At 36.4% G+C, this 13,183-nt stretch carries 8 protein-coding genes; all 8 read right to left on the minus strand.

The features are described 5' to 3' along the window. Positions 1 to 170: 170 nt before the first annotated feature. The 8 genes from KZH69_RS00700 to KZH69_RS20420 all read right to left on the minus strand — a co-directional run bounded on the left by KZH69_RS00700 (position 171) and on the right by KZH69_RS20420 (position 13,182). The gene (locus KZH69_RS00700) at positions 171 to 2,315 is read right to left on the minus strand and encodes a glycoside hydrolase family 97 protein (RefSeq protein WP_219315536.1); all 2,145 of its coding nucleotides are present in this window, start codon (positions 2,313 to 2,315) and stop codon (positions 171 to 173) included. A gap of 383 nt (positions 2,316 to 2,698) precedes the next feature. After that, the gene (locus tag KZH69_RS00705; RefSeq protein ID WP_219315537.1) at positions 2,699 to 4,078 is read right to left on the minus strand and encodes an alpha-amylase family glycosyl hydrolase; all 1,380 of its coding nucleotides are present in this window, start codon (positions 4,076 to 4,078) and stop codon (positions 2,699 to 2,701) included. Between the two features lie 129 nt (positions 4,079 to 4,207). Next, entirely contained in the window at positions 4,208 to 5,287 is a 1,080-nt protein-coding gene (locus tag KZH69_RS00710; protein WP_219315538.1) for a SusE domain-containing protein, read from the minus strand. A gap of 12 nt (positions 5,288 to 5,299) precedes the next feature. Next, positions 5,300 to 6,793: a RagB/SusD family nutrient uptake outer membrane protein gene (locus KZH69_RS00715; protein WP_219315540.1), complete on the minus strand. Its 1,494-nt coding sequence runs from the start codon at positions 6,791 to 6,793 to the stop codon at positions 5,300 to 5,302. A 9-nt stretch (positions 6,794 to 6,802) separates the two neighbouring features. Then, the gene (locus KZH69_RS00720) at positions 6,803 to 10,072 is read right to left on the minus strand and encodes a SusC/RagA family TonB-linked outer membrane protein (protein ID WP_219315541.1); all 3,270 of its coding nucleotides are present in this window, start codon (positions 10,070 to 10,072) and stop codon (positions 6,803 to 6,805) included. A gap of 129 nt (positions 10,073 to 10,201) precedes the next feature. Beyond that, complete coding sequence (locus KZH69_RS00725) at positions 10,202 to 11,365, minus strand: FecR family protein (RefSeq protein ID WP_219315542.1); 1,164 nt, start codon at positions 11,363 to 11,365, stop codon at positions 10,202 to 10,204. Positions 11,366 to 11,580: 215 nt separating this feature from the next. Next, positions 11,581 to 12,144, minus strand: coding sequence for an RNA polymerase sigma factor (locus KZH69_RS00730; protein ID WP_219315543.1), 564 nt, complete (start codon positions 12,142 to 12,144; stop codon positions 11,581 to 11,583). 321 nt (positions 12,145 to 12,465) lie between these two features. Continuing rightward, positions 12,466 to 13,182 carry a heterodisulfide reductase-related iron-sulfur binding cluster gene (locus KZH69_RS20420; protein WP_255557610.1) on the minus strand — a complete coding sequence of 239 codons (717 nt, stop codon included), beginning with the start codon at positions 13,180 to 13,182 and terminating at the stop codon, positions 12,466 to 12,468. Position 13,183: the final 1 nt, after the last annotated feature.

A 13,183-nucleotide genomic window follows, 5' to 3' on the forward strand; every position in this document is an offset into this window, starting at 1 on the left:
AAGCTTCAAAAGCTTCTTTTTTTTTGTTTCTATTTGCAACGACTGTAACCAAACCGAAAGATTTACACTTGCAGCAGTTGTAATGCAGAAGGTTCAAGTTACAGATTGATTTGTTGCAATTTTGAGTCTAATTCAAAATTCATGATTGAAGTTTTACTTATACAATATTTTTACATTTTCTTCAATCCTTTCATTTCCGCATCTGTTGCTTCTTTGATGCTAATGGCTACACCGCCTCCAGGTGCAATATATTGTTTCAGCACGGTTTTGGGAGTCACAATCACTTTAGTAATAATGTAGTTTTGTGGTTTTTGATTCCAACTAGCGTCTTTGGCATCGGCATAAATCGTGGCGATGTAATTTTTTCCGACAGGCAGATAATCAAAAGCGATAGTTGCCGTTCTTGCATTCTCGTCGGTAATTCCACCCACGAACCAAGCTGCTTTCCCTTTTGCTTTACGGGCAATGGTAATATAATCACCAGGCTCTGCTTCTAGTATGTAACTGTTGTCCCAATCTACAGCCACATCTTTGATGAATTGAAAAGCATCTGGGAAACGATTGTAGTTGTCCGGAATGTCGGCAGCCATTTGCAGCGGACTGTACATGGTTACATAATAGGCTAATTGTTTGACCAAAGTGGTGTTCACACGTTGGTTACCTCCTGTTTTGTAATAGTTAAGATCGGTTTGAAAGATACCAGGAGTAAAATCCATTGGGCCACCCATCAAACGCGTAAAAGGCAAGATAGTGGTGTGATCGGGATTCAATCCGCCCATAGCTTCAAACTCAGTTCCTCTGGCAGATTCTTGTGCAATCCAGTTAGGATAGGTACGATTTAACCCAGTAGGGCGAACGGCTTCGTGACTGTCAATCATGATTTTGTAATCGGCGGCGCGTTCAGCTACATGTATGTAATGATTGACCATCCATTGACCATCATGGTGTTCGCCACGCGGAATGATTTGTCCCACATAGCCTGTTTTTACGGCATCGTATCCATTAGCATTCATAAACTCAAAAGCACGATCCAAACGGCGTTCGTAATTGGTTGCAGCACCTGAAGTTTCGTGGTGCATGATGATTTTTACGCCTTTTGCGGCAGCGTACTCATGAACGGCTTTCACATCAAAATCCGGATAAGCGGTTGTAAAGTCAAAGACTTCTTCTTTCCAATTGCCAATCCAATCTTCCCAACCAATGTTCCAACCTTCTATAAGGATAGCGTCAAAACCATTTGCGGAAGCAAAATCAATATATTCTTTGGCATGTTCCGTTGTAGCTCCGTGTTTTCCATTGGGTGTAAGTTTGCTAAAATCCTGGTTTAATTTCACATTATTTTCAACCCCATATGCCCAAGTGCTTTTGCCCGCCACGAAATATTCCCACCAAATTCCGATGTATTTTACAGGCTTTATCCAAGAAACATCTTTGTAATTGGTTGGTTCATTGAGGTTCAGAATCAATTTGGAAGCCAGGATTTCTGTAGCTTTATCACTTACAACAATGGTTCTCCAAGGCGTTTGGGTATCGGTTTGCATATAGCCTTTGTTCTCCACAGCGTCTGGAGTAAGATGGCTGCTCATTTTGAAAGTTGCAGCATCTACATTCAAGGACATTGCAGGATAATTAATCAAAGCGGCTTCGTGAATATTAATATACAGTCCATCATCAGATTTCATCATCGAAGGCGTTTGTACAGCCAATTCTTTGATGGGCTGTTGCGCATTCATAAAAGGCGTAGCTTTTTTTATCAAGGAAGGAATTTCGGAAATCTTCGAAGTGGTGTAGGCGTATTCATTCGTGTCATAATCGCCCGGAATCCAGAAAATTTTATGATTGCCGGCCAATTGGAATTCGGTGTGTTCTTCTTTGATGACAAAATATTTTAAATCGTCTTGTTTTGGAAATTCATATCGAAAACCTAATCCGTCGTTGAATAAACGGAAACGAATTCGGATGTAGCGGTTGTTGTTTTTGGCCTGCGCCAAAGTAACGACCAACTCGCTGTAATTGTTGCGAATGGTTTTTTCCTCACCCAGAACAGGATTCCAGGATTCATCAACCGATTTTTGGGCAGTATTTGTAATTGAAAAACCATCAATAAACGAAGGTGCATCTTTGATTTCTAATCCCAAAGTGCTGGGTTTTATTACCGCTTTTCCTTTGTAGGATAATTGGTAAGACGGCACGCCATTTGCGGTAAGCTCAAATTTTAGAATGAGATTTTTATTGGGTGAATTTATTTCTTGCGCTTGTGCCAAAAAAGGAGCAAGGCAGATAAGGAGAAATAACGCATGGAGACGGTTTTTCATATGTAGATAATTTTTGTTTTTTATATGAATATGTAATTCGCATATCATCATTGGTGTTTGCAACCAATTTAAGGTTATGCTCATTTCATTGGTTTAAAAATCATTTGTATGGTTTTTTTAATTAAAAATTAAAGCAAAGACGCACAAAGGCAAATAGTTTCGAAGTATTAAAAATTTAAACAACCATACAATTAATTGTAAACAAAAAGTGTTATGAATTAAATCTTTGATGCCTTTGTGGCTTTACAGTAAAAACATGAGGATGCGAATTGCCTCAATCTAGCCCCTTTCAATCCAGATTTGTGTCTGGAAATGAGGAGCTTGATTGGACAGAACTAACTATAGTTACTAACCCTAATAACTATAGGAAAACTAATTTGGGGCTAATTTTTCAAAACCATATATTGATACGGTTCAAATGTGATTTCGGAAGTTAGCGTTACTGATGCTCCACCAAAAGCATTCTTCCAGGCAATTTTTGAAAGAGGAGCAGGAACAATATATTTAACTGCAGAACTGGTCAAGTTGGAAAGAACCAACACTTTTTCGGTATCGGTTTCCATAGTGAATGCACTTATGGCTTCACTGCTGTATCCACTATAAGATCCTCTTTTGATAGCATCGCTAGAATTTCTGAAAGCAACAATTTTCTTATATTCTGCTAGCATATCTAAATCGGCAGTACTCCAATCGATAGGTGTATGAGAGAAATAATCGATTCTTTTTGCATATCCAACTTCTTGAGCGTTATAAATCATAGGTATCGATTTCATGTAAGCCGCTACTACAAAAGTGGCTATTGATCCTTTTTTTCCGCCAAACAATTCCAGTGGTGTGCCATCTGATAAGTTGACATCATGGTTTGTTGTATATCTTACAATTCGTTGGGAGTTGTCATAATTAGTAGCATATTCAGCAGCATTTGCATCTTGTAAAGTTGTTGCTGGTTTTCCTTCGCTAAACACTTTTTTCAAAGCTCCAAAATAGCCAAAGCCAAAAGTATAATCAAAACCCGATATAAAATGAGTTACTTTAGATCCTTCAGCCAGCATTAAAAAATTTTGATTTTTAATTTTTCTTAGAGCAGTAATGGCTTCTGACCAAAAGTTTTGAGGAACATTATCGGCATAATCACAACGGAAACCGTCAATGTTTGCAGTGTAAACCCAATAGGACATGGCGTCAATCATTCCTTTTTTCATTTCAGTATTGTTGAAATCCAATTGTGCTACATCATTATAATTGGTTCCCGGAGGGATAATGATATTTCCTTTGTTATCTTTTTGATACCAATCCGGGTGAGCAGTAATCCATGCATTATCCCATGAAGTGTGGTTCGCAACCCAGTCTAAGATGACTCCTATGTTTTTTTTGTGGGCTTCTTCAACCAAAAGCTGTAGGTCTTTCAGGGTCCCAAATTCGGTATTTACGGCTTTATAATCTTTAACAGAATACGGGGAGCCTAATCCTCCAGCCGATCTAACTTGTCCTACAGGATAAATTGGCATTAAATAAATCACGTTTACTCCTAGTTCTTGAATGTAAGATAGTTTTTCCTGAACCCCTTTCAGAGTCCCAGCCTCACTAAAAGCACGAATGTTTACTTGATAAATTATCGCATCTTGTTTACTGGGCATTTTCTCGAAGGGAGTGCCATATTGTGGGTAAACGGGATCTGTATTTTGAGTGTCATTTGATTCACTACAAGCGGTTAATACCGAAGTAAAGAATAAAGCAAAAAGGATGTTAATGTATGTTTTCATTTGTTTTTGTTTTTTATAATAATCGTAATTTGGTGCTGAAATGGAGCACCCCTTCCTTCATTTTCACAAGAAGGGATGCCTTTTTAACTAACTAATTAAACCATTCTGATATTGCCCCGATTATTTTTGTTAGATTTTTGTAACGGTATAAGTAGCGGTTGCAGGATAACCATTAACGGCTGGGTTAACATCATTTATAGTAAAAGTGATTGCATAGGTACCAGCTTCGGCTACATAATAAGCGCCTTGGTTGTCTAAGTACATAATACCATCATCATTGTTTTTTGCTCCATAGTTTATCGTCCAGGTATTATTAAGTCTGAATTTTACATTTCCGGGAACTAAATCGGCTGTAACTTTCCAAGTTTTATTGACGTGATCATAAGCCATTGGTGTACTGTTATCCCAACTTCCTACCGTTGCATCACCAACAATTCCCCAAGAATAAGGGATGGAACTCCATTTTAAAGTATTTAGGTTTATTGTCATTTGATATGAACCTTCTCCTGGCATTTGGAAATCAGTATCGCTCATATTGAGTAAATCAAAATTAGAAGCTCCTGCTCCGTAAAATTGAGCCCAATTTCGTTCTTGATTTAATTTGAATCCTAAGCCGCTTCCTACCGGAATAGTAACGTATCCTTGAAACACACCTGAGTCTATAGCTGAAAGAGCCGCTGCGGTATTGACATCCCAACTTTGATAATTACCAGGCATGTAAATGGCACCAAAAACAACTTGTTTTTCATAAGGAGTAACAGTTAGAATTATAGGATCAGAATAAATAGTATGATCCATATACGACTCTACTCGAACAGCAATTTTTCCGGCAACATCAATAGGTAAACCTAATTTGATAGCCATTTTATTAAGGTCTAATCCTATTATTGATTTACTCAACACATCTTCGCCAACTACAATTCGGATGGCAGTACTCCATGCTTTTTCTCCAGAAGTATTTGCAGGAATATCAAATTGCAAAGCGTAAGTAACAGGAGCTTGAATAGGATAAACTACTGCAGGCCAAGAAATAGCAACCACAGATTCGGATGCATTATCATCAGAAATTATTATAGTGTTTGTTGAAGCTTCTATTGCTGATGGAAAGCTAACGGCTTGTAAAGTGGTTAGTTCTACAGTGTCTTCACAAGATGCGCCAAAAAGAGCAACAGCGCAAAGTACGAGTAACTTATATATATGTTTTTTCATGATAGTTCTTTTTTAGTAACCTGGATTTTGTTTTAAACCTGGATTTGCATCAAGTGCAGCAGTAGGAATCGGGAACAGTTTTCTATACGGTTGCGAAGCACCTCTAAATTCATTTGGCAATAAAAAGGTGCCAAAACGAATCATGTCTTGTCTTCTGTGTCCTTCCCAGTTCAACTCCAATCCTCTTTCATTATAAATATCGATAAGAGTTGGGTCTGCAGCAAGTGCTGTAAGTCCTGAGCGTTGTCTTACTGCATCTACTAGAGGTTTTGCTGCTGCCGCATTGCCTAGACGAACATTACATTCGGCAGTCATTAACATTACATCGGCATATCTAAAAATAGGGAAATCATTGGATGCTCCACCACCATTATTTAATCCAGCAGGATAAAACTTGGTGTTGCGAACGCCTTCTTGCGGACCGGCTCCTGGATTGTCTAATGAAGTTACAGTAGCAGAGTAATTAACACCTCCAGCTTGTTCACCTACTAGGAATTGTTTTTTACGAATATCCGTATCGGTATATTTTAAGTAATAGTCTTTTGGGACGATAGTTCCATTCCATCCATTGTATCCAAATAAGGCATAAGCATTGGATCCGCTAAGACTACGAACTGTAAAAATATTACGGGAAACCACATCAACAGTAGTGTAAATGGCTAAGATTGTTTCGTCATCCGGAAGTACATCTCCAAACAATTCGTAATATTTATTTCCTAATGGACTTGATGCATTTGCACTTCCTGAGTGAAGAGAGAATCCAGCTTCATTTAATTTGCTGCAGACCGCAAGGCATTCAGTCCATTTTGGGGTTCCAGTATACACTCCAGCATTCAAATAAACTTTGGCCAATAAAGTGTAACCAGCCCATTTATTGAAACGGCCATAGTAATTCCCTCCTTTGGTACCAGATAGTAATTCGATATTGTCGTTTAGTTCTTTAACGATAAAATCATAAACAACTTTACGGCTCGCTTGTGGAATTTTGTCAACGGTAATATCATTTTTTGTATAAAAAGGAACATCTCCGTAATCGTCTATCAATAAATAATAGAAAAAGGCTCTCAATACTTTGGCTTCAGCAATTTTAGAAGCATCAGCTTTAGAATTTTCTAATTGATCGATCGCTAAATTGGCATTGAATATGGATTTGTATAACCAGCTCCAAGTGTTGTTCACGAGTGCACTTGTTGGTAACCATTCATGCTTGTACAATTGGGCAAAATCCAATTGCCAGTCTCCAGTATTTCTATGCGGAATTACTTGCTCATCGCTACTCATACAATTTAGATCATACCAACCATTGTCGGCACCAGCATATCCAACACCTCCCCAGTTTCCACCAATTTGGGCATAAACACCAGCTAGGGCCACATCTGCTCCTTCTGCTGAGCCATAAAAAGTTTGGGCGGGGTATTTATCATAGACATTTTCATCTAAATTGGTGCAGCTTGCAAATGATAAGAGACTTAAACTTCCTATCAATACTATATTTTTGATTTTCATTTTCTTTTACTATTTAAATTTAACACTTAAACCCAAACCAAAACTTCTGGTACGAGGATAGATTCCCATATCATTACCAAAATTGGTTCCACCACCACTCAAATTGATTTCTGGATCCATTCCGGAATAATCAGTGAACAACATTAAGTTATTACCGGTAAGGGTAAGACGAAGTGATTCAATGTATTTAACATCTTTAAAAGGAAAATTGTAGCCAACTGTAATATTTTCGAATCGTATAAAATCACCATCTTCCAGCCACAAATCAGAGACGTATTGAGTAGTGTACATTCCTAGTGGAATGGAGCTTGTCAATACATTAGATTTACCAATACTTTCTTGGTAACTCAAACTTTTGTTTAAACTGTTGTAGATTTTATTTCCTCCAGAACCTTTGAATAGGACTGAAACATCAAGGTTTTTATATCTGAAAGTAGGATTGAAAGCAAATGTGTAAGTAGGCAAGGCAGAACCATCATAAGCTCTATCAGGGCTTGTTGCTCCCTGATCGATAATGCCATTTCCATCTCGGTCTAGTACAGTCTCGGCGTTTGCGTTATCCTTTCCTGTACTGTGTAATGTATAAAATGCACCTACTGGTTTTCCTTTTACTAAATAAGCATTTGGGGCACCCCAACTAACAAAATTCGTGTTCAATGGTACACCATCGATGCTTCCGCTTAAGTTTAGGACTTCATTTCTCATGAAAGAAACATTCCCAGTCAAAGTAAGGGTTGTATTTTCGTTACGGATTAAATCATAACTAAGAGAAGCTTCTATTCCTTCGTTTAGTATGCTACCCACATTGGCCATAACCGTATTGTACGGATAAGGAGGTTGTGGAACCGTATAATTGAATAATAAATTATCAGTAGTTGCTGTGTAAGCATCAACTGTTCCTCTAAGTTTGCTGTCCAAAAGGGCAAAATCAAGCCCAATATTGGTTTGTTTTTTGCTCTCCCATTTCAAATCTGGATTGGCATTTTGAATGATACCATAGTTGGTAATTTGTGAACCTCCAAAATAAGTAACACCCGCACCACCCACTAAAGAAAGTGATTTTTGTGGTTCCAAACCTTGTTGGTTACCCGTTTCTCCGTATCCACCACGCAATTTCAATTCATTGAAGAGGGTTTGATTGGCCATAAAAGATTCTTTATCAATTGACCATCCCAAAGATACCGATGGGAAGTCCCCCCATTTATTGTTTTCTCCAAATACCGAAGAACCATCTCTTCTTAAACTGGCAGTAAGTAAATAGCGGTTCAAATAGGTGTAGTTTACACGACTTAAAAATGAGATTAATGTTCTGTCATTTTTATAAGAGCTTACATCGCCAGGTTTCGCATTCGAAAAATCACCCAATTGCAGTGCATTATAAGTGGCAATGTCATTTATAAAACCTCTAGCCTGCGCAAAGCTGCCCTGATAGGTTTGATTTTGCCATTCGTACAAGGCCAATACATTAATGTTATGGTTACCCAATACTTTTTTATAAGTAAGGCTGATGTCCATTAACTTTTCGCTTTGTTTCTCATTTTTGATATTGGCAAAGCCTTTTTGGTCAATCGCATTTGCATCGGTTGATTCTGCCGGAAGATAGAAACCATACATATTGTTAGTTTTTCTCCAACTTCCAAACCATCCTGCAGTCACACCATCAATGATATCAAAATCAGCTTTTAAACTTCCAAATAAATTGTCATTTTCACCTTCACTTGTAGCGGTTTCAGCTGCAGCATACGGATTTAAATAATGGAAGACATTCGGGTCTGTAAAATAGGTACCATCAGTGTTGTAAACAGGATTGGTAGGACTAACAAAATAAGAGTTTGTAATCAAATTAGAAGTAAAAGCCGCTCTTCCGATGCTACTAATACTATTGGTTGTATTGATAATTCCGCTATTCAAATTAAAAGTCAATTTTAATTTGTCATCCATAGCCAGTTGCGTAGCTTGAATACGTCCGATGTATTTATCACTTTTCGAATTGATTACTACACCTTCCTGCAAAATGGCACTAATAGAAGCTCTATAATTAAATTTGTCTGTACCTCCTCCAAATGCTAAAGCATGAGTTTGAGTAAGTCCTCTTTGTGTTAAAATATTAAACCAATCTGTACTTGAGCCGTGATTTGCCGAAGCAGGAACACCTACTAACTGGGCTTGTTGCCACCATTGGTCAGCGTCAAGCACTTCAAGAGGATTGGGGATGTAATCGACTGCTGTTGTTCCAGTATATTCAACAGTTGTTTTACCGTCTTTGCTCTTTTTTGTACTTACAAGAATTACCCCAGCAGCACCTCTTGATCCATATACTGCAGATGCAGATGCATCTTTCAATACATCTATAGAAGCAATTTCACTAGGAGGAATTTGGTTTAATAAATCAAGGTTTCCTTGTACACCATCAATAACGACCAATGGATCGCTTCCTCCAATTAATGAAGTTAATCCTCGAATCCTAACGCTTGGCGTAGATCCAGGCTCACTTCCTATTTGGTTGATATTTACCCCAGCCATTTTACCTGAAATTAATTGCAACGGGTTTACAATTGCACCTTGATTCATGTTTTTTGCTGAGATAGAAGATACAGCACCTGTAATGTCTTTTTTGGACATTGCACCATATCCCACCAACACCACTTCTTTCAAGCTTGTTGTTTCTGGTTCTAGTTGTATAGTTGTATTGGTTTGGCTTGCTAAAAATACTTTTTTAACATAACCCATATAGGTAACAACCAGCATGGCTGTATTGCTTTGCACTGTAATTTCAAAACTTCCGTCATAACCTGTTAGCACACTGTTTTTAGTAGTTTGTTCAGTAACAGTGGCGCCAGACAAGGGTATTCGGTTCTCATCAACCACTTTTCCTCGTATAGTTTGCGGTAAAAAGGGCAAACTTTCGGATACGGTTATCGTAGGTTTTTTGAGCATTATTTGGGTGTCTCTAACGATAATTTCGGTTGGGATGCCCTTAAAAAGATAATTTAAGACAACTGAGATGTTTTGGTTTTTTACATGTATAGACACGACACGATCTAAATCGATATCGTCTAATTTGTAAATAAATTTAAAATCTGTTTTTTGTTCAATGGTTTCAATAACCTTCTCCACAGTGGTATTGTTTAATTCCAAGCTTACTTTTGTCTTTTGGGCATAAGAGTCGGCTCGGGAATTAAAAATGGCAACTAAAAGTAATAGTGTAGTTAGTTTCAATTTCAGGTCAATTTTGAACAACGGAAATTGCATTCCGCTATTCTTTAATTTTTTTTTCATAATTTTGTTAATTGATTGTATTTAATCTGTTAGGTTCAATCGCTTATTCAATCGGAAATTGTTCGCAGCTCTTTCCGATTTTTTTATTTTGTCACATTCACTTCATCATTTTTTATTTGGTTTTAGGGGTTATTTAATGGTTATTACATTGTCTTTGATGGTGTAATTGAAGCCATATACATCATCAAAGTAGGTTAGTACATTTTCGATGGGTTTGTCTCCAAAACTGGCGTTGAATTTTTCATTAGCCAATTTGTTGTTTTTAATCATAATGGTGACATCATATCGCCTTTCCAGTTTTTTACAAATACTATTAAAAGTCATATCACGAAACATCAGTCCGCCATTCATCCAAGCAGTGTACATATCGGTATTGACTTCTTTGGTGTTGATGTTATTGTTGTTTTTGTTGAAACTTCCTTTGTAACCGGGTTTAAGAACAGTATTTTTAGTAGCATCAAATTTTTCATTTGCAGTATATAAGCCTACAGAACCTTCGACCAGAACAACATCGGTTTGTTCATCTTCGGGATAACTGGAAACATTGAAGTGAGTTCCCAGAACACGAATATTCAATTTATCGGCATTCACGACAAACGGATGTTTTTTGTCTTTTGTTACATCAAAAAAGGCTTCTCCATCCAGATAAACTTGTCGGTTCTCGCCGGCGATGAATTTTACAGGATATTTTAGTGTGGTACCCGAATTTAAATGCACAATGGTTCCGTCTGATAATTGCAATTCAAATCGTTTTCCATTCGGAATTTTCAAGGTATTGTAAACCAGTTTTTCTATAGATGTTTCTGTATCGTAAATAATTTTGTTTCCATTTTGTTTTCCAATAACATGTCCGTCAGCATCGGTAACTTTACTTTTTTTACCTTCAGAAATAATTTGAATATCGCCATTTGCCATTTGCAACGTAATTTCATTACTGTTGATGATAGGATTTATTTTTGAAGTATGGATTCTATTTTTATAGGAGAGGCCAATAGAAAGCAATACCACAATAGAGGCAGCAATAGCCAGATATTTTTTGAAAGGGAATTTTTTGGTTTCCATTTCTTCTGTTTCTTGAGCTTGAACTAAAATTTTGGAGAAAATTTGATCAGCAGTACTATTGTCCATTTTAGGGACTTCGTTCAATAAAACTTTTACCTCTTCAACGGTTGGAAAATCGGTGGTGAGTTTGTTTTTTTTACAATAATCAATCACTTCATCTATTTCGTCGGGAGTACATTGGTTTAATATGAACTTCTGAAGTGTTTTTTTTATTTCCGAATTTTCATTCATCGTGAATAGGTTTTTTTGTTTGCTCTTTATATAATACAGTTGAAAGGCAGTTGAGTATTACTCAAACGTTATAATTTTTTTAAATTTAACATAAAAAAAATAAAAATATATCGTAAGTAGTTGTTTTTTAGTTAATTGATGCTTATAAATAATTTCAATAAAAAGCAAAAAAAATCACCCTCAAGGAGTGATTATGTTGTTAAAGGGTTTTTAGTTTAGGTAAAACCATCATGAGTTTTTAAAAAAATCCTTATGGATTCGAGTGCTTTACTCATATGACTCTTTACTGTATTGACCGAAATTCCAAGTTCTTGGCTTATTTCTTCATATGTTTTGCCCTGTTTTCTTGACATTTTAAAAATGCGTTTGCGTTTGGGTGGAAGTTGTTTTATGGCCTGTTTTTTTAGTTTTTTGCAATCGGCTTCGCGAATAGAAAAATCGCCTTCTGAATGTGATTTTTCACTGGTGTAAAAAACCTCTTCTTTTAAAAGCACATCATTTGCAGCTTTATTCAAAAGATTAAAAGCTTGATTTCGGGCAATGGTAAACAGGTAGGATTTGAACGATTGTTCAAGATTCAAATTTTCTCGATGCAACCAAATTTTCAAAAAAACATCTTGTACATTTTCTTCGGCAAGTTCTTTGGATTTCAAAAGACTGATACTATAGCCATAGATATCTTGGTAATAGAAATCATATAGTTTACGAAATGCTTTTTCGTTGCCATCTTTGAGTTCACTTACCAACAATTGCTCGCTAAAGTCCTTTGTTGTTGACATTGATTTAGTAACCCTTTAAAATTTTGGGATTAAAATAAGGATATTCTTAGTTTAAAGCAGGAATATGCTTCAAGAATGAACAAATATATAAAAATATTATTCGCAATGAGATTTTAATAAAAAACTTGTTTTTTGATTTTTGTTGAATGGGTATGAAGTTTTCGAATGAAAGTTTACAATGTTTTAGATATCTATTATAAATACTGTTTGATTGGGGATAAAAAAATAAGATTCATTAAGAATTAACGGTTTAGCTGTTATTTCATAATGAATCTTGTTTTCTTGCTATTTTCTGTTATTTGAAAATAAAGGATATAAATTTTATCGGGTTATCTCCTCTATTAAATAAAAAATGGATTTAAAATCAATACCGCTCATTTTTTCCAATCCGATTTCACAAGTTCTGCTGGTGGAATAGCCTTCTTTGCAATTAGGAGGAATTTGTTGTTTTAATTCTCGCAATCCGTGTTCGTTTAATTCCGGGATAAGGAAACCTCTGTCTCCTGCAAAACCACAGCAATTGCTATCAATAATGGTTACAGTATCGGCGCACAGTTGTGATAAAGCAAGTAATTGATCCGTCTTTCCTATTTTTTTAACTGAACAAACCGGAAAAACTGCTATTGTATCTTTTTTGTTCTTAATAGTCAAATGAGGCATGACATAATCCAACATGAATTCAATTGGATCTACAATTTTTAGAGCTTTGGAAAATTCTGAATTTGAATGATAAAAACAAGGACTCATGTCATACAACACAGGATATTTTCCGTTTTCTGAAACTTTGAGAAGAGCTGTCTCTAATGTTTCTGACTGGCTGTGATTGACTTCGGCAAAACCTTTGCTCGAAAAAGGCATACCACAACAATGGGTGTCTAAAGATTCGGGATAAATTATAGTGAATCCGGCGCGAACCAATAATTGATGCGTCAATGCCGTTAATTGTAGATCATCGCTTTCTTGAAAACTATTTTTACCCATACTTCTATTGATACAAGAAGGAAAGTAAACGACCTTTAAATCTGTGGTTGTATTCATT

The sequence above is a fragment of the Flavobacterium taihuense genome (genome assembly GCF_019351435.1).
Lineage (GTDB): Bacteria > Bacteroidota > Bacteroidia > Flavobacteriales > Flavobacteriaceae > Flavobacterium > Flavobacterium taihuense.